The sequence below is a fragment of the Limnothrix sp. FACHB-406 genome (assembly GCF_014698235.1).
Classification (GTDB): domain Bacteria; phylum Cyanobacteriota; class Cyanobacteriia; order CACIAM-69d; family CACIAM-69d; genus CACIAM-69d.
Map to the genome: position 1 here is coordinate 1 of NZ_JACJSP010000006.1, position 17,764 is coordinate 17,764.

General features: G+C 57.5%; 12 protein-coding genes and 1 tRNA gene. 8 read left to right on the forward strand and 5 right to left on the reverse strand.

What is annotated here, in order from left to right:
• Window positions 1-256 precede the first annotated feature (256 nt).
• A complete protein-coding gene (fabI, locus tag H6G53_RS07820) occupies window positions 257-1,033 on the reverse strand; it encodes an enoyl-ACP reductase FabI (protein WP_190355293.1) in 777 nt (258 codons plus the stop codon).
• Between the two features lie 474 nt (window positions 1,034-1,507).
• Here fabI and ntcA point away from each other — a divergent pair, with 474 nt between their 5' ends.
• Window positions 1,508-2,179 (forward strand): global nitrogen regulator NtcA, encoded by a 672-nt coding sequence (gene ntcA / locus H6G53_RS07825; RefSeq protein WP_099533558.1) that lies wholly within the window; start codon window positions 1,508-1,510, stop codon window positions 2,177-2,179.
• A gap of 86 nt (window positions 2,180-2,265) precedes the next feature.
• Window positions 2,266-3,723: a DUF3084 domain-containing protein gene (locus H6G53_RS07830; protein WP_190531866.1), complete on the forward strand. Its 1,458-nt coding sequence runs from the start codon at window positions 2,266-2,268 to the stop codon at window positions 3,721-3,723.
• Window positions 3,724-3,825: 102 nt separating this feature from the next.
• On the opposite strand, the gene xseB is transcribed toward H6G53_RS07830, so the two are convergent.
• Window positions 3,826-4,071, reverse strand: coding sequence for an exodeoxyribonuclease VII small subunit (gene xseB, locus H6G53_RS07835; protein WP_190355294.1), 246 nt, complete (start codon window positions 4,069-4,071; stop codon window positions 3,826-3,828).
• Window positions 4,072-4,290: 219 nt separating this feature from the next.
• On the opposite strand from xseB, the gene glp reads away from it, so the two are divergent.
• Window positions 4,291-5,511: a gephyrin-like molybdotransferase Glp gene (gene glp, locus H6G53_RS07840; protein WP_190532051.1), complete on the forward strand. Its 1,221-nt coding sequence runs from the start codon at window positions 4,291-4,293 to the stop codon at window positions 5,509-5,511.
• Window positions 5,512-5,566: 55 nt separating this feature from the next.
• Here glp and H6G53_RS07845 read toward each other — a convergent pair whose 3' ends face one another.
• The gene (locus tag H6G53_RS07845) at window positions 5,567-7,717 is read right to left on the reverse strand and encodes a D-Ala-D-Ala carboxypeptidase family metallohydrolase (protein WP_190531868.1); all 2,151 of its coding nucleotides are present in this window, start codon (window positions 7,715-7,717) and stop codon (window positions 5,567-5,569) included.
• A gap of 180 nt (window positions 7,718-7,897) precedes the next feature.
• Here H6G53_RS07845 and H6G53_RS07850 point away from each other — a divergent pair, with 180 nt between their 5' ends.
• Entirely contained in the window at window positions 7,898-8,722 is an 825-nt protein-coding gene (locus H6G53_RS07850; RefSeq protein WP_190531870.1) for an HAD family hydrolase, read from the forward strand.
• Window positions 8,723-8,750: 28 nt separating this feature from the next.
• Here the strand turns inward: H6G53_RS07850 and H6G53_RS07855 are convergent.
• Window positions 8,751-8,822, reverse strand: a tRNA-Gly gene (locus H6G53_RS07855).
• Between the two features lie 174 nt (window positions 8,823-8,996).
• On the opposite strand from H6G53_RS07855, the gene trpD reads away from it, so the two are divergent.
• The 3 genes from trpD to H6G53_RS07870 all read left to right on the forward strand — a co-directional run bounded on the left by trpD (window position 8,997) and on the right by H6G53_RS07870 (window position 14,191).
• Window positions 8,997-10,061 (forward strand): anthranilate phosphoribosyltransferase, encoded by a 1,065-nt coding sequence (gene trpD, locus H6G53_RS07860; RefSeq protein ID WP_190531872.1) that lies wholly within the window; start codon window positions 8,997-8,999, stop codon window positions 10,059-10,061.
• Between the two features lie 831 nt (window positions 10,062-10,892).
• Window positions 10,893-12,815 carry a glycoside hydrolase family 9 protein gene (locus tag H6G53_RS07865; protein WP_190531874.1) on the forward strand — a complete coding sequence of 641 codons (1,923 nt, stop codon included), beginning with the start codon at window positions 10,893-10,895 and terminating at the stop codon, window positions 12,813-12,815.
• An 83-nt stretch (window positions 12,816-12,898) separates the two neighbouring features.
• Window positions 12,899-14,191, forward strand: coding sequence for a polysaccharide biosynthesis C-terminal domain-containing protein (locus H6G53_RS07870; protein ID WP_190531876.1), 1,293 nt, complete (start codon window positions 12,899-12,901; stop codon window positions 14,189-14,191).
• Window positions 14,192-14,317: 126 nt separating this feature from the next.
• Here the strand turns inward: H6G53_RS07870 and H6G53_RS07875 are convergent, their stop codons facing one another.
• On the reverse strand, window positions 14,318-15,604 hold the full coding sequence (locus tag H6G53_RS07875; protein ID WP_190531878.1) for a pitrilysin family protein: 1,287 nt from the start codon (window positions 15,602-15,604) through the stop codon (window positions 14,318-14,320).
• Between the two features lie 424 nt (window positions 15,605-16,028).
• On the opposite strand from H6G53_RS07875, the gene H6G53_RS07880 reads away from it, so the two are divergent.
• Window positions 16,029-17,711, forward strand: coding sequence for a GTPase family protein (locus tag H6G53_RS07880; protein ID WP_242030783.1), 1,683 nt, complete (start codon window positions 16,029-16,031; stop codon window positions 17,709-17,711).
• The last annotated feature ends 53 nt before the right edge of the window (window positions 17,712-17,764 follow it).

The window sequence follows — 17,764 nt, forward strand, 5'->3', positions numbered from 1 at the left end:
TCGGAGACGAGCGAAGGGATGATCTACGGCTGCTTAATGCATTTGATGGTGAAACGATTAGCGGGGATGGCTGATTAATATTGTCTTTATAAATCAGCTCTGAGGAACGATCGGAGGGCAAACGGCAACAGGGGCGATCAGGCAAAGGGGGGGCAGACAAGGGCGATCGCCCGTCTAGCCCCCATGGGTTATGGGTTACGAATCCCAGGACGAATCTCAGGCTGTGGAGAATGGGGCCAACAGCTACATTCCACAGCTACATCCCAACGATGTTGTAGCCCGCGTCCACGTAAATCACCTGGCCCGTAATCCCGCTAGACAAATCGCTGCACAAAAAGGCCGCCGTATTGCCCACTTCCACTTGGGTGACCGTGCGGCGCAGGGGGGCCGTTTCTTCCACGTGGTGAATCATGTCCAAAATGCCGCCCACCGCCGAAGAAGCCAGCGTCCGAATGGGGCCCGCCGAAATGGCGTTCACCCGAATTCCCTTTTCACCCAATTCCGTGGACAAGTAGCGCACGCTGGCTTCCAAGGCCGCCTTGGCCACGCCCATCACGTTGTAGTTCGGCACAGCCCGCACGCTGCCCAGGTAGCTGAGGGTGATGATGCTGCCGTTGTCGTTCAGCAGGGGCTTGGCTGCTGCTGCCAACTTGGTCAGGGAATAGGCGCTGATGTCTAAAGCGCGGGCAAAGCCTTCGCGGGACGTGTTGCTGAAATCTCCGGTCAGTTCTTCCTTGCCAGCAAAGGCCAGGCAGTGGATCAAGATGTCAAAGTTGCTCCACTTGCTCTGGATGGTGGTGAAGGTTTCGGCCACCTGGGCATCGTCCTGCACATTGCAGGGCACCAGAAAGGTGGGGTTGAGGGGTTCAATCAACTCGGCCACTTTCTTTTCGGCCTTGCCCTTGTCATCGGGGAGATAGGTGGCGGCAATTTCGGCCCCGGCCGCGTGGAGCTGTTGGGCAATGCCCCAGGCGATCGAGCGGTTGTTGGCAATCCCCGTAACGAGGGCTTTTTTTCCAGAGAGGTTGAGCAGCATAGGTGTTCTAAATTTCAGCAACAGAATCTCAAATCACAAAATCCCAACACCAACTCAAGATCCCAACACCAACTCAAAATCCCAATCACCGAGTCCCGAGGGCGTTTCCCTTGGCGATCGGGTCAGCGATCGGGCGCGAGGGGCTTGATGGGGCAGTGGTGGGTTGCAAAGTTGCCATTCAATGGGGATTGGCAGCCCGTTGTTGACTCAAACCGTATCAGAGGCTACAACGAGCGAATTACAATGTTCGAGATTGTAGTGCTGCGAAGGTGACCTGAATCAGTTTAGACCGGTCAGGGGCTTCTGAAAGACCTTCGCGGGTTTTGAGTTTTGGGCTTGGCGATCGCGAACCTAATCGATTGAGATCGGGTCTTGTATCCACCTCTCAAAAAATCAAATCCGAAAAAAATGCGCGAATCGATCGCGCTTGGTATAACGTTTCTCAGTAGTTCGGCAGTTCGGCGCAGCGAGATGCCCTTATCAGTAGACAAGCCTTTAGCCGTTGTTTTCCGCCAACTGAGCGGAGATTCTTTCTCACCGCCCACTGAGCGGTTTGATCGGGGCAAAACGATTTTTTTCCCGGGTGATCCGGCTGAACGGGTTTACTTTTTGGTGAAAGGGGCCGTGAAACTCTCCCGTGTCTATGAGGCCGGCGAGGAAATTACTGTGGCCCTGCTGCGCGAAAACACGGTTTTTGGGGTGTTGTCGCTCCTGACGGGCAATCGATCAGATCGCTTCTATCACGCCGTGGCCTTCACGCCCGTGGAGTTGCTGTCGGTGCCGATCGATCGGGTGGAAAAGGCCCTCAAGGATGATCCCGACTTGGCTATGGTGATGCTCCAGGGATTGTCATCGCGAATTTTGCAAACGGAGATGATGATCGAAACCCTGGCCCACCGCGACATGGGATCTCGGTTGGTGAGCTTTTTGCTGATTCTGTGCCGGGATTTTGGGGTTCCCAGCTCCGATGGGATCACGATCGATCTGAAGCTCTCTCACCAAGCCATTGCCGAGGCGATCGGGTCTACTCGGGTCACAGTGACTCGGCTACTCGGGGATTTGCGCGATCGCAAGGCCATCTCAATCCACAAAAAGAAAATTACGGTACACAACCCCGTGAGCCTGGGGAACCAGTTTACCTAACCATCCAACGTCCTCGCCCAAACTATCATTGCAAAGGCCTAGATTGTTGGGCAAAGGCCGCTTAAGGAGCGATCGCACAGAGGGCGATGACGATCGGGTATGTACTAATTTTGCTAGCCACCTTGGTGTTAGGTGGGGCGATTGCCACCATGGGCGATCGGCTCGGCACCCGCGTGGGCAAAGCTCGCCTCAGCCTGTTCAACCTGCGACCGCGCCAAACGGCCACCCTCGTCACGATCGTGACCGGCAGCCTGATTTCCGCCTCCACCTTGGGCCTGTTGTTCTTGGCGGGCATTTTTGAACTTGAGGAAATTCAAACGCGCCTAGGGCGGGCCCGGCGGGAACTGGATCAAGCCCGCGTCCAACAGGATCAGGCCCGCGCTGAACTGAGCCAAATCAACCGATCGCTGCAAGCCTCCCTGGCCAGGCAAGCCCAAACCCAAAATCGCCTCAATGTGGCCCAAAAGCGTCTGCTCCAGGCCGATAAACAATTCCGACTCGCCAAGGCCCAACTCACCCAGGTTTCCCGCCGGGCACGGCAACTGCTGAGCGACATCAAAACCCTCCAGGGCGAGCGGCTCAGCCTGCAAAGCGACCTGCAACGCCTTGGGGGAGAAAATCGCCAACTTCAGGGGGATCGATCGCGTCTTTTGGATGAGCGATCGGCCCTCGATCGCCAGAATCAAACCCTAATTGCCCAAAACCGCGATCGCACCGTCCAAATCCGCGATCGGGAACAGCGGCTCAAGGACGTGGAATCCCGGCTGCAAGATGCCAACCAGCGGTTTCAGTCGGCCCAATCGGAGCTGCAATCCTTAGAAGTTTCCGTTCGGCGGCTGGAGCGAGAATCCCAGGCCCTGCGGGAAGGAAACGTGGCCCTGCGGCGGGGCGAAGTGTTGGCGGCCGGCATTTTGCGAATTCCCTCGCCCGAAATGACCCAAGCGGCGATCGAGCGGTTGTTAGTGGCCGCCAACCGCGCCGCCCTCGAACGCACCCAGCCGGGCATCGGAGCCAATCAACAGGCCATTTCTCTCTCGCGGGGAGAGGTGGAGCAGGTGATCTCTCAAGTGCGCGATGGTCGCGAATATTACGTGAAAGTAATTTCCACCGCCAACTATCTGACCGGCGAAGAACCGCCCATCCGCGTCGTTTTGGATGTGGCGCTGAATCAAATTCTCTTTACCCGTCGCGAAACCCTGGCGATGTCTTCCCTGGATCCTGCCAACCTGTCGCAACCGGAACTGCGCGATCGTCTGGAACTCGCCTTGGGCCAAGCCCTGTTTCGGGCCCAGCGAGCGGGAGTCGCCGCCGATGGCTTCCGGGTGGAAAATGTGCCGGGCTTGATCCAATTTGTGCGCTGGCTGGAGTCTCAAACCCAACCCGTCGAGGTGCGGGTGATTGCAGCCCGCGACATTTACACCGCCGGCCCCCTGTCCCTGTCCTTTGTGGCGGTTCGCAATGGCCAGGTGCTCTACGAAATTGAACCACCCCCAAACACCCCGATTGAATCCCGTCGATCGACTCGCCCCAGGCGCATCGGGTAAGGAAATCTTGCGCATTGGCCGGCCCGCGTCAATGGGGCGCGATCGGGTAGGGGCGTAACCGCGTAACAACGACGAGCGATTTGGCGATCGAGACCATCTAGCTTATTCCAGATCGAGATGATCCAATGTTTCGATCGCTAGGCTCACTTGGGCCTGTCGATCGCGCAGGAACCGATCGCACTGTTGCAGGCGATCGACCGCAGTGGTGAATTGATCAAAAGCTTGATCCAAATCCAAGTCGCCCGTTTCCAGTTGCCGCACGATCGTTTCCACCTCGGCCATGGCCGTTTCGTAATGCCAATCGGGGGCGGTTTCAGGAGGGCTGGGTTGGGCTTTAGCGCGGGGCATGATCAAAAAGCAATAGCGAGCAGGTAACAGATCACAATCATAGACAAGGGGTTGAAACCCCTTGCCCCCAACGATATCGCATTCTGCTGGGGCGGTCAGGGTGGAGGCGGGCGGGTGGCGATCGCGCCTTGCGGGAATTCTTGCGGGAATTCTTGCGGGAATTGTAGTCACGGGCCGGGAGTTTTAAACTGACGATCGCTCCCTATGCCCAACTCACTAATGATTTCCGCCCAAGAAGCTGAAGCGATCGCCCTACGGATCACGCCGCCAATCACCGACACTGAATCGATCGCCAGCGTGGCGGCCCTGGGTCGGGTGTTAGCGGAACCGGTGCGATCGCGCTTGGACTTTCCCCACTGGGACAACTCCGCCATGGACGGCTACGCGGTGCGCCAAGCTGACCTGGCCCAGGGGCCAACAGAATTACAGGTGATTGAAACGATTCCGGCTGGGGTGGCTCCGCAACAAACTTTGGGCCCCGGCCAGGCAGCGCGGATTTTCACCGGGGCGATGATGCCGCCGGGGGCCGACGCGATCGCCATTCAAGAGGACACGGAACCGGCCGGGCCCGATCGGGTGAAGGTGTTGAGCCAGCCGGCCGTGGGGGAATTTGTGCGGGCGAAGGGGATGTTTTGCCGATCGGGCGATCAGATTTTGCCCGCTGGGTTGGCGATCGGGCCCGCTGAATTGGCGGTGTTGGCGGCGGCCCAGTGCGATCGGGTCACGGTGGTGCGGCGGCCGCGGGTGGCGGTGTTTTCCACGGGCGATGAACTGGGCACGATCGATCAACCCCTGCAACCGGGGCAAATTGTTGATTCCAATCAATACGCCCTGATCGCCTTTTTGCAACAAATGGGTGTGGAGCCGATCGCCCTTGGGGTGGCGCGGGATGATCGCGCCGCTTTGAAAGCTGCCGTTGAACAGGCGATCGACCAAGCAGATTTGGTGCTGTCCACGGGGGGCGTGTCCGTGGGGGACTATGACTATGTGGATGCGGTCTTGGCGGAGTTGGGCGGCGAAATTCACGTCAAATCCGTGGCCGTGCGGCCCGGGAAGCCCCTGACCCTGGCCACCTTTGGCCCCAAGGTTTATGTGGGCTTGCCGGGAAACCCCGTTTCGGCCCTGGTGGGTTGTTGGCGGTTTGTGGCTCCCCTGTTGCGGAAGCTGTCGGGGCGATCGGGCCCCCACGGGGTGCAGTGGCTGACGGCGCGATCGGCGCAGGATCTGCAAGGGGCCGGGCGGCGAGAAACTTACCTTTGGGGATCATTGCAGATCATCGAAGGGCAACTAGTCTTTAGCCTGGCCAAAGGCAGCCACAGTTCTGGCAACTTGATTAACCTAGCGGGAACCACCGCCCTGGCCCAAGTTCCCCAAGGAACCAGCGAAATTGCCGCCCACAGCGAAATTCAAGTGCTGCTGCTGGGTGGAGCCGTTGGGTGATCGCTGGACTGAACCCGATCGACCTCCCCCGCCATCCCCTTGGTTGGATCACTCATTAATTGGTGTAATTCCACCGGGCCCGATATCCCCGATTATCCAAATGGGTAAAGGAGGAGCCATAGCCCAAACCACCGGGCCACCAGGGATCCAAAATCCGTTGGGCCGCACGCGGCGACAACCCCGCCACCACAAAGTCCACACCATGGCCCCGAATGTGGGTTGAGTTGCGGGCCCCACCCACGGCCCGGTTCACGGCCGGGGGCCGATACCAGCTCGTGATGGTGATGGTGCGATTGCCCAGCCGGGCCCGCACCTCTTGCATTCGCCGGGCCATGGCAATGATGTTTTGGGTGATGGTGGAATTTTCGGGAATCCGCGTGCCATCTTTGGTGGCTTCACCCCAACTAAAGTTACCGCCCGCAATAATCGGGTCACGAGTCCAGACCGTGCCCAGCCCGGGTACTTGAATCCGCCGTCCCCGATCGGGCACAGGGGCAGGGGTGGGAACCGGGGTGGGCCTGGGGACAGGTGCGGGCGCGGGGGCAGGTACAGGTACGGGCGCAGGTGCGGGCGCAGGCGCGGGATCCCGAGGTGAGGGATAGTCATCCACATTCAGCAGGGTGATGTGGCCCTCAAAAATGAACCATTCCAGCCGGTTATTGATAGGTTTCACCAGCCGAATCCGCAGGTGATCGCCCACGTCCTCATAGCTGCGAATTTGGAATTCTCCGGGGGAAAGAGCCACCTTCTCCGCATTGCCCAAGCTGCTGGACTGCAAGGGGCGGGTTTTGAGGAAGGTACTGGTTTTCACCAACATGGTGGCCGGTTCCAAAAAGTCCGCATGGCCCCGGTAAACAAACCATTCCCGTCGATCGCGGATTGGCTCCACGGTCAGGATGCGATAGTGGGTTCCTTGCTCGATCGAGTCAATCAGCGACAGTTCCCCGGCGGGCATGGCGGCCACTTCGTTTCGCGGCAGGGCGCTAGCCTGAACCGGTTGACTTTTGAGGACGGTGTTCTGTTTTAGGATCATCACCTGCCATTGCATGGTGCGCAGATCCGTTTCCAGGGAGCCGATCGCGGCCTGCTGGGTTTCCAAACCGCGCCACAGTTGCACCAACCGCGTCAAAGCACCCTGTTGATTTGGGGTTGCTCGGTAGGCGGCTGGCAACCGCCGCAGAAAAGAAAGCAATTCCCGATCGAGCTGGGCGGCGGCGGTGCTGGCTTCAGGGGCCGCCGGATTCGCAAACACAATCGGATTCACCCCCAAGCTGGTGAGGGCCGCGTTGCGATTGTCCAAATCTCGCCACATGCGGACGGTTTCGGTGGCCGCATTGCGCTGAGTGCCGCTGCCCGCATAGAACTCCGGAACCCGCAGCACAAAGGCCAGCAGGGCCGGATCGTAATTACGGGGCAACAGGCTTAAGTTGCTGTCGCTGAGTGAGGCGATCGCCGATTGGCGCGAATCCAGTTGCCGCCAAATTTGCACCAACCGCAACAGGGCCTCTCGCTGGTGCGGAAAGCCGGAATAGTTGGGCGACAAACGCCGGATGAAGGTGACCAAGGCCGTGTCCAGGGCCGCATCGGTGTAGTTCAAGGCGGGCAACCCCAAGGAAACCAAGGTGTCCTCCCGGGTGGCCAGGCCACGCCAAATGCGGGTCGCTTCAATCAGGGCTTCCCGTTGATGCACGTAGCCTTGATAGAACTGGGGCAGACGCTCGATCGTGTCGAGCAGGGCCCGATCGATGGTGAAGGTGCTGCCGGTGAGGGCGGTGTTGGCGGGAGCAATCTGGGTCGATCGCTCCAAGGTGCAAAATTGGCGATAGGCGGCCGTCAGCCGATCGAGCGAGCAACCAGCCAGAATTGGCCCGCCAATGGTTTTGTCTTCAAACCCCCGAGCCAACACAGCCAACACTTCAGGGCTATATTGTCCAGCGTTCACCTGCCAGATTCGATCGGCCTTCCAACCGGATTGGATCAAAGAATCCGTTAACCGTCGCACCAACAGGGCCGCTTCCATCACCTGATCCGGCAGGCTGTCCACCTGTTCTTGATCCGCACTGGTTAAGCCCAACCCCCTTTCCCCTTCTGGGGTTGGCTGATCATGGGCTTCCTGGAGCGCGGGCAAAATGGGCATATGAATTCCCGCTCGCTGGGCAGCCAGGTGAAACAGATGCGCGTCCCGATCAAGTGCGGTGGTAGCCATGGGTCCAGCCAATCCGTTAAATACGTTTAAATACGTTTGCAGGGTTTAGACGGCCTTGAAGGAGCGTTGAAGGCCGAATCAGAATTTGTTCAGACAATTCAGACCATGGGGCAATCGCGCCACTTGCGGCCAAAACATTCCCCACTGTACATTGCGATATTTGCAAACGGGTCGATCGCTATGCCCCTGTCTCCTCAGTCCTCGCTGGCGGCGATGGCCGCTGCCCTTGCTCCCGGCCTTCGGGCGATCGCTACCGATATGGACGGCACCTTGACCCGATCGGGTCGATTTTCCAGTCACCTGTTTTTGGCCTTAGAGCGCTTGCAACAGGCCGGAATTCCCGTCCTGATCGTCACCGGGCGATCAGCCGGTTGGGTTAGCGCCTTGGTGGAATACCTACCGATCGCAGGGGCGATCGCGGAAAACGGCGGTCTGCTCTATCGGCGCGATCGACCCGAGGGACAATGGCTAGTGGACGTAACCGACCCGATCGCCCATCGCGATGCCTTGGCCGATGTCTTTGGCATCCTCCAAACGGAATTTCATCACCATTTTCCCCACCTGCACCCGGCCCCCGATAACCGCTTCCGAATCACCGATTGGACTTTTGATCTGGCAGATTTGCCGGGCATCGATCGCCAAACCCTATCGGCCATGGGGGAATCGTTGGCGGTCTTGGGCTGGGGATTTACCTACAGTGCCGTGCAAGCCCACATCAAGCTCCCAGAACAAAACAAGGCTGCGGGACTCCAACGGGCGATCGAACTGTTGTGGCCCGGTTGTCCCCTCGATCAAATCCTGACGATCGGGGACAGCCCCAATGATGAAAGCCTGTTTGACCCGACCCTTTTTCCCCGCTCCGTCGGCGTGGCCAACGTGCGTCCCTACCTCAGCGAGCTGCTCCATCAACCGGCGCACATCACTCCCAGCGCTGAGGGAGAAGGTTTCTGCGAACTAGTGGCCGCCATTCTCGCAGAGGAAAAGGTTGTGATTTCAGGAGCCTGATGGCGACACCTGAGTATGGTGAATTGCAAGCGGGTGATGGGACTCGAACCCACGACATTCAGCTTGGGAAGCTGACGTTCTACCACTGAACTACACCCGCGCGGTTGTTACTTTACCCCAATTGCTTGCCTTTGAGCCACTGAATCAACCTCTAGCCAGCCCTCAAGCAAGGGGGATTGGTAGGTTGATTCTCAGCTTGGGGGCCCGGAATTTTGAGCGCGGATAGTATTCTAGCACTGGACTTTCTCGCGCGATCGCCCCTGGAGCTTCGGTTATGACTGCCGCCGCCACGACCTTTGATGGGCCCACCCTGTTGAAGCAACTGCTCGATCGAGCCTCCCTGTCCCAAGCTCAGGCCGCCCAACTGATGCAAGCTTGGTTGGATGATGGGCTGGCTCCGGCCCTGTCGGGCGCAATTTTGGCTGCTCTCCAGGCCAAGGGGGTAACGGCCGATGAGCTGGCTGGGATGGCCCAGGTTTTGCTGAGCCAATCGGTGAGCGTGACGGGCGATCCGCTGCCCAGCCCCTCGATCGACACTTGCGGCACGGGTGGCGACGGGGCTTCCACCTTCAACATTTCCACGGCCGTTGCCTTTGTGGCTGCGGCCGCTGGGGTCACGGTGGTGAAGCATGGGAACCGGGCTGCTTCCAGCAAATCGGGATCCGCCGATGTGCTTGAGGCGCTGGGAATTCGCCTCGGTGCAGATCCTGCCCAAATCCAAGCGGCGGCGCATCAGGTGGGGATCACGTTTCTGTTTGCGCCCGGTTGGCATCCGGCCATGAAAGCCGTCGCGCCCATTCGCCAAGCCCTGAAGGTGCGCACCGTGTTTAACCTGTTGGGGCCCCTGGTGAATCCCCTGCGGCCCACGGGCCAGGTGATCGGTACTTTCAAAAGCGATTTGATTGAGGTGATGGCCGGGGCCCTGAATCGGCTGGGCACTCAGCGGGCGATCGTCCTCCATGGGCGCGAAGGTTTGGATGAAGGGGGGTTGGCGGATGTGACCGATCTGGCTGTGTTGGCCGATGGGGCGATCGCCCGCTTTGAGCTGGATCCGGTGGCGGCCGGTTGTGCGGCCGCGCCCACGGCTGCCTTGGTGGGTGGTGATCCCAGCGAAAATGCCGAAATTTTGCGCCAAGTGCTTCAGGGCCAAGGCTCGATCGCCCAGCGGGATGCCGTGGCCCTGAATGCATCCCTGGCCCTCCAAGTTGCCGGGGCGATCGCTGAGCCGATCGGGTCGCCGGAAGCCTGTACCGTTGGTGTGGCTCGGGCCAAGGAAATCCTGGCGAGCGGGGCCGCCTGGGAAAAACTGGTAGCCCTACGAGAATTCCTAAAAGCCTAAAGCTGCCGAGGATCAGGGGGCGATCGGGCAGGATTAGGGCTGGTTTTTGGCGGTTCTTTTTCCTTCCCGATCGCAACCCGTTGGCATAATTGCGAGATTTCCAGCAAGTTTGTGCCAAAAAACAATGCCAATCTGGAAACCTAATTTGTGAAGATTCGGTTAACGACTGCTTTCAAAAAAAGATTAATCTAAAGACTATCTCCCTTCAGGGCCCAGACGCTTTTTCCATTAGTATGATAGAAAGGCTAGGCTAATTCAGATGGCATCGCGCTCAACCCAACTTAAAATTCAAAAGAATTCAAAATTTGGGAATTGACAAGCACCACAGCCTCAACCCATTTGACCAATTGAGAGTAACCATTCATGGGTTCAACCATGATCAGCCTTACAATCAATTCAATTACTGTTTTTTGTTGTTTAATTTGATACACACTGAAAACATAATAAATCATTCTTTTTCAGCATTTTCTTTTCCAGCATTATTTAATTATTGACCGATCTCAAATCATTCTAGTAGCGTGGCTGCCTTAATTTGCTGGGTTAAATTACATAGCTATTATCGCCACCAAATCGTTAGGCAGCAAGGGGCTTAAGCCCCTTGTTACCACAACTGACTCCGCAACTTTGACCCAATGTATTAAGCCTGTCGCGATACTAGTCACCTTCTCAAATAGTTGATTTGATTTTCTTGCAACTATGGCTTGAAATCATGACTTGAAACTATGACTTGAAATTATGATCTGAGATAACTGCCTAGAGTTCTGATTTCAGTTGTCCTGCCTAGTAATGAAATTTGGCTAATAGCACCTGTCCCAAGGAGAAAGGTTTGTGATGCAACGTTGGAAGTGGGTTTGGCTGAGTGGAGCGTTGCTAGCGGGGCTAGGGATCATGGATTTTGGGTCTCAATCCTTGGCGAATCAATCGCTGTTCCAATACACCATGCAGGCTTGGGCATCACTGCTATTCAACGGGGGAACGGGGGGTGGTAATGAACCCATTCCTCGAATTTTGGTGGATCAGTTTGGCTATCGACCTCAGGATCCCAAAGTGGCGGTGATTGCTTCTCCGCAGCGGGGTGAAAATGCCAACCGAGCCTTCACGCCGGGATCGGTCTATGAAGTTCGAAATGCCTCGACTAATGCGGTGGTTTTTTCGGGTGCTCTTACCCCTTGGAATGGGGGCCAAATCCACGGTCAATCGGGCGATCGGGCCTGGCATTTTGATTTTTCGACCGTGAAACAATCGGGAACCTATGTGGTGGTCGATCGGGAACGGGGCGAGCAATCATTTCCCTTTCAAATTCAGGCCAATGTTTACCAAAAAAACCTGGTAACCGCCACACGTGTGTTTTATTACCAGCGGGCCGGTTTCAACAAAACGGGTTCTGTGGCTGGCAAATGGCAAGATGGGGCGGCTTTTTTGGGCCCCAATCAGGATTCCCAGGCTCGATCGGTCAGTGCCAAGGATGATCCCGCCACGGCCCGCGATTTGCGAGGGGGATGGTTTGATGCAGGTGATACGAACAAATACAGCACCTTTGCGGGCCCCGTGGTGAATCAACTGCTGACGGCCTACGAAGAAAACCCTCGAGCCTTCACCGATCGGTTCAACATTCCCGAATCGGGCAACGGCATCCCCGACCTCATCGATGAGATTAAGTGGGAGGTGGATTGGCTGAAGCGAATGCAGGAAGACGATGGCGGCGTGTTGATCAAGGTGGGCGTGCTGGATCACAATGCGGCTGATCGCCCCAGCCAAGATCGTCGCCCCCGATATTACGGGCCCAAATGCTCTTCCTCCACAATCGCCACGGCGGCCGCCTTTGCCCATGCGGCCCGAGTCTATCGGCAGTTTCCCGCCCTGCAAGGGGAGTCCCGAGATTTGGAACAGCGGGCCATTCGGGCTTGGAACTGGTTCCAGCAAAATCCCCTCAAGACCGATTGCGACACCCAGGAAATTAAAGCCGGGGATGCCGATCGCCCCGTGACCGAGCAACAAGGCAATGCTGCCGCCGCCGCTGTTCACCTGTTTGCCCTCACCGGTAACCCCGACTACAGCACCCAACTTGCAAAATATCTCACCGCTTCCCAGCCTTGGAACGACAACGTTTGGGGTCGGTATCGGGCCCACGAAGGCGATGCGCTGCTGCTCTATACCCGCTTGACCAACGCAGATGCCGCCTTGGTTAAGCAAATCCGCGATCGATTCGTGGACATGGTGCGCACCCAAACCCAGGCCTACGGCTTGCGTGTGGATCTGGATCCCTATCGGGTGTCACTGCCCGATGAGCAATATCACTGGGGCAGCAACCAAGTTCAGGCCAACTATGGCAACAGCAACCGGGACGCAATTCGCTATGGCGCAGTGCCCGATCGCAACACCAGCCTACAAGCCCGGGCTATGGCCCATTTGCACTACCTCCATGGCGTGAATCCCTTGGGGTTTGTTTACCTAACCAACATGGGCAGTCTGGGAGCCGAGCGATCGGTCACCAGCATGTATCACGAATGGTTGGGGCGTGGTGAGTATGAGCGCGTTGCCCCCGGAAAACCGGGCCCGGCTCCCGGATATTTGGTGGGCGGGCCCAACCGCGACTACACCGGCAACCAAGAATCCGTCAAACAACAGCCCATCCAAAAGCGCTATCTCGACTCACCCACCGGCTGGCCGGTGAATAGTTGGGAACTCACGGAGCCAGCCATTTACTATCAAGCGGCCTACGTTCGTTTGCTGGCCAGTATTACCAGTCCGTAATCTTTTCCAGAGGTTTTGTGTAGCGACGGTGTTAGTTTGGGTGCAATTTTCCACTCCTTTTCACTCTTCACTCACTAGCTCCTATGCCCAACCTTCAAGGAGTCCTGCAACGTCTGCGCACCACTCTGGGGAAATCCTCGGTGCAAGACAATCTCTGGATGATTGCCGCCAGGGTGATTAGCGTGGCGATCCAGGCGCTGTACTTCATTTTTGTGGCGCGGTTTTTAGGATCCAAAGAGTATGGCGAACTGATCGGGGTGTTGTCCTTGGTGGCCATGCTTTCGCCTTTCATTGGGGTTGGTTATGCCCACTTGTTGATGCGGACGGTTTCGCGCGATCGCAGCAGTTTCCGCACCGAGTGGGGGAAGTCCCTATTCGTTTGGGGCTGGTCTTCCCTGCTGGGCATTGGGTTGGTGATGTTGCTGGCGAGTCGAATTTGGGGCAGCCAAGTTTCCCCCTGGTTGGTGCTGTGGATGGCCCTGGGGGACTATTGGGGCGTTTGTCTGCTGGAATTTAGCAGTTCGGCGTTTTTATCGGTGGGGGTGGCGGCTCGCCCAGCCCAACTCAAGGTGCTTTTCAGTGCCGTGAAGCTTTTGGCGGTGGGGGCCCTGTGGTTGGTTCCCGACTGGCGATCGGCAGAAACCTGGTCGATTTTTTACTGCATTGCGTCAGTGTTGCCGGCCTTTGTGGCCTTTGTGTTGGCCAGTCGGCAGGCGGGCTGGCCCCTGTGGCCCAAGCCCAATTGCGAGTGGGAACTGGGTCAAGGGTTTTACTTTTCGATTGCCGGTTCCGCTGAAACGATTAATGCCAATGCGGATAAAACCCTGCTCTCTAGCTTGGTGAATGAAGAGGCTGCCGGGATCTATGGGGCGGGCTATCGGTTTGTGGATGTGGGCTACCAGCCGATCTTGGCCATTGGCGCGGCGAATTATGCTCGCTTTTTCCAAGCGGGCACTAATGGCATTGACGGCAGTATTCAATTTGCCAAGCGCCTGTTTCCGCTGATCGCGGGCTACGGGGTGCTGGGGGGATTGGGGATGTTTTTCTTTGCCCCGGTGGTGGAGTGGATTTTGGGGTCGGAATATCGCGAGGCGATCGGGGTGTTGCGTTGGTTCGCCCCCGTGCATTTGATCTTGGGAATGCAGTATTTGGCGGCCGATTGCCTCACCTCTTCGGGCCACCAGGGGCAACGGAGCTTAATTCAAGTCACCGCTGCCATTTTGAATGTGGTGCTGAACCTAATCTTGATTCCGTCCTATTCCTGGGCGGGGGCCATTTGGGCGACGCTGGCTTCGGAAACGTTCAAGATGGTGGGGCTGTGGGGAGCGGCGGCCTTTTTCTGGCGGCGCGAGTTGGCCATGAAGACCAAGGGTTAATCGACGGGTTAATCAACAGTTAGGAGTTGGTTGCTATGCAAGCCGATTGATTTTCGGACTTGCCAAGCATTCATCACGATGAGCGCAAGGAACTGAAACCCATTGTCTTGGTCGATCGATCCCACTCTAGGACGGAACCAAGGTAACCATGGCATAGCGATCGGGGGAAAGATATTTTTGCGCCACCCGTTGCACGTCTTCGGGGCCCACGGCCTGGATCCGATCGGGATAAACCGTTGCTTCGGGCAGTTGATCCAACAGGCCGTAGTAGCCATAGAGGCTGGCGAGTTGGTTGGGGGTTTCCGTGGCGAAAATATAGTCGCTGCACAGAAGACGCTGGGCCCGCTTCAGCTCGATCGGGTTAATGGGGTGATCGCGCAGCAGGGCCAGATGATCACAAATGCAGGCTTCCACCACGCCCACATCCCGCACATCTAGCCAAGCGCCGATCGTGAGTAAGCTGGCATCCCGTTGGGCACTGGCTTCGCAGTCGATCGCCAAAACCCATTGCCGGTCTTCGCGCAAATCGCTGACCAAGCGCGAGGTGCGCCCAATGCCGAGAACGGTGGCCAGCACTTCCAAAGCATAGGTATCGCCAATGTCTTGCAAGCTGGGCCCCGTCCAGGCCATCATCACCCGAGCTTGTTCAAGATAGGGCCGGTGTAGCTCTTGGCGATGGACGGCGGCAATCGGCGGAGTTTGCCCGATCGGCTGGGGAGGACAGGCTTGGGGCTGACCAAAGGCCGCAAAGGCCGATTCCATCAAGTGACGGGCGTGATCGGGCGGCAACCCTCCCACCAAGGCCACCACCAGATTTTCCGGTTGGTAGTGACAGGCATGGAACCGCCGCATCTCAGCGGGCGATCGCTTCATCAAGGATTCTTCACTGCCCAAAACCGATCGCCCATAGGCATGGTCGGGATAGACCCGCGACAGCAGCATCTGAAATCCCACCCAATCGGGGCTGTCATAGGCCTGGCGGATTTCTTCGAGCACCACCGATCGCTCCAGCTCAAATTCCTGGTCGGGAATCGTCGCATTCAGCAACAACTCCGCCAAGTGGGGCAGGGTGGCTTCCGCATGTTCCACCGCCGTGGTCACAAAATAATGGGCATAATCGTGACTGGTGGCGGCGTTGGTGGCTCCGCCGCGACTCTCGATCGCCCGGTCAAATTCCCCGGGGCCCAACCGGTCAGTGCCCTTAAAAATCATGTGTTCTAGGAAGTGCGCCATCCCATCCCAGGCGATCGGTTCAGCCACAGCCCCCGCCTTCACCCACACATCCATGGTCACCACCGGGCTAACGGGCACATAGTGATAAACCACCCGCAAACCATTGGCCAATTGCCACAGTTCCGGCTGTTGACGGTTGGGGCGAGGAACTTGCTCAGTTCTCCAAGGACTCTGTACCATCCGATCGCCACTCCTAAAACACAACTGGGATCCGCCATCGTAGCCAGCACCTTTTATCAGGAACCGATCGATTCGCTACAAAATCCCAGTTCTCTAGTTTGGCAGGCGATCGCTGTCCCAGACCAGGGCTGAATGCTCACCTGTCATCACCCGTAACCAATGCCATTGAATGAGAGGAGCGGTGTAGGAATTGCAGACAATCTTCAGGCGCTAGACCTGTTCTAACCGATTACGGCCGCGATTTTGAGAGATTGAATCCTTGGTTTAAAGTTATGCTTTGGATTGTTGAGATTTGAGTGAATTCATTAAATTTCAAGCGCAAGTTCTCAGTCAAACTTTAAGGAAATTCAAATTTCACTCGATCCTCGTCCAAGACCTGTTCAAGACCCGTTTCAGACAGCAACCACCGCTAACTATTGCTGATATGCCGGATTTTGATTCCCCCGCTCCTGAACCAACAGAAATCAAAGCCTCAGGGGCCGATCGCCCGGCTGATGGGCCCTCGTCGGGGGCGATCGAGCCGCCGGAAGTGATGCCGCCGGACATGATTCCAGAAGGCGCAACGGGCCAGGATGCGGAGCCGTCTTCAGCGTCGATCGGGGAGTCGCCCCGCGAGCCACAGCGCCCGGGATTGTGGACCAATGCTTGGCAATCGGCGAAGGATCGGCTGACGGGCTTGAATTTGCCGAATTTACCCAGTTTGCCCAACCTGCCCAACTTGCCGACGGAATTACCCAATTTGCCTCGTAATTGGTCGGTTAATCTGCCGAATTTACCTAATCTGCCGAACTTGCCAAATTTGCCAAAAAATTTGCCGAATCTACCAAAGAATTTGTCGGATCTATCTGCCGCCCTAGGTCATCTCAAGCCCGGCGAAACCCTGGCCCAGGGGGTGCAATCCCTGACCCAATGGTTTAGCGTCAGTGACGATCGGGTGGCGGCGGTGTTGGCGGAAGTGCGGGCCCAACTGCCCACCACAGAAGTGACCCTGTTGGGAAAACCCCAGGCGGGCAAAAGCTCGATCGTCCGAGGGCTAACGGGAGTTTCGGCGGAAATTGTGGGCCAAGGCTTTCGGCCCCACACGCAACACACGGCACGCTATGCCTATCCCTCCGACGAGTTGCCGCTGCTGATTTTTACGGACACGGTGGGTTTGGGGGATGCGGAACGGGACAGCCAGGCGATCGCTCAAGCCCTGCTGACGGATTTTGACGAAGATCCCGATCGGGCCAGAATTTTGATCCTCACAGTGAAGATCAACGACTTTGCCACCGAAACCCTGCGGCAAGTGGTCGCCACCCTGCGCCAACGCTATCCCGCCGTGCCTTGCTTGCTGGCGGTCACCTGTTTGCATGAGGTTTATCCGGCAACGGTTGAAGATCACCCGGCGGATCCTCTGAGCTTGGAGGCGGTGGCCCGGCCCTTTGCAGCATTGCAGGAAGCCTTTGCGGGCCTGTTCGATCGCGCTGTGCTGTTGGATTTCACCCGCGAGGAGGATGACTATCACCCCACTTTTTATGGTCTGGAAGCCTTGCGCGATGCCCTGGCGGATTTGCTGCCGGAAGCCGAAGCCCGCACCATCCATCAATTGTTGGATTCGGTTTTGGACGGGGAGCCGGGCCGCCAAATCAGCAACCTCTATCGGGACGTGGGGCGACGCTATGTGTTGGCCTTTGCGGCGGCCGCGGCGGCAGTTGAGGCCGTACCCTTGCCCTTTGCATCCATGCCGGTGCTGACGGCGCTGCAAGTTTCCATGGTTGGCCTGTTGGGACAGCTCTATGGCCAAAAACTCACTCGATCGCAAGTGGGCGGCATCATCAGCACGATCGCGGGCGGATTTTTGGCCCAGGCGATCGGGCGGGAGTTGGTGAAATTTGTCCCCGGTTTTGGCAGTGCGATCGCCGCTTCCTGGGCGGCGGCCTATACCCTGGCCTTGGGAGAGGGAGCCTGTGTCTATTTCGGAGACTTAATGGGCGGCCGCAAACCGGATCCCGATCGCATCCAGGCCGCCATGAAAGCCACGTTCGATCGGGCCTTCGATCGTTCCCGCCTTGACCCGCCCGATCCGGAACCAGCCGACGCACCCAACCCACCACCAGCCCCCTAGGGTCGATCGTCCTTTGCTGGTTAATTGCGAGTTTATGATTCTTGCGGATTATC

Coding starts and splice junctions, on each gene's coding strand:
- H6G53_RS07880 (WP_242030783.1), top strand. CDS start 16,029: ATGCCGGATTTTGATTCCCCCGCTCCTGAACCAACAGAAATCAAAGCC.
- H6G53_RS07865 (WP_190531874.1), top strand. CDS start 10,893: ATGCAACGTTGGAAGTGGGTTTGGCTGAGTGGAGCGTTGCTAGCGGGG.
- H6G53_RS07850 (WP_190531870.1), top strand. CDS start 7,898: ATGCCCCTGTCTCCTCAGTCCTCGCTGGCGGCGATGGCCGCTGCCCTT.
- trpD (WP_190531872.1), top strand. CDS start 8,997: ATGACTGCCGCCGCCACGACCTTTGATGGGCCCACCCTGTTGAAGCAA.
- H6G53_RS07870 (WP_190531876.1), top strand. CDS start 12,899: ATGCCCAACCTTCAAGGAGTCCTGCAACGTCTGCGCACCACTCTGGGG.
- xseB (WP_190355294.1), bottom strand. CDS start 4,071: ATGCCCCGCGCTAAAGCCCAACCCAGCCCTCCTGAAACCGCCCCCGAT.
- H6G53_RS07830 (WP_190531866.1), top strand. CDS start 2,266: ATGACGATCGGGTATGTACTAATTTTGCTAGCCACCTTGGTGTTAGGT.
- glp (WP_190532051.1), top strand. CDS start 4,291: ATGATTTCCGCCCAAGAAGCTGAAGCGATCGCCCTACGGATCACGCCG.
- H6G53_RS07875 (WP_190531878.1), bottom strand. CDS start 15,604: ATGGTACAGAGTCCTTGGAGAACTGAGCAAGTTCCTCGCCCCAACCGT.
- ntcA (WP_099533558.1), top strand. CDS start 1,508: ATGCCCTTATCAGTAGACAAGCCTTTAGCCGTTGTTTTCCGCCAACTG.
- H6G53_RS07845 (WP_190531868.1), bottom strand. CDS start 7,717: ATGGCTACCACCGCACTTGATCGGGACGCGCATCTGTTTCACCTGGCT.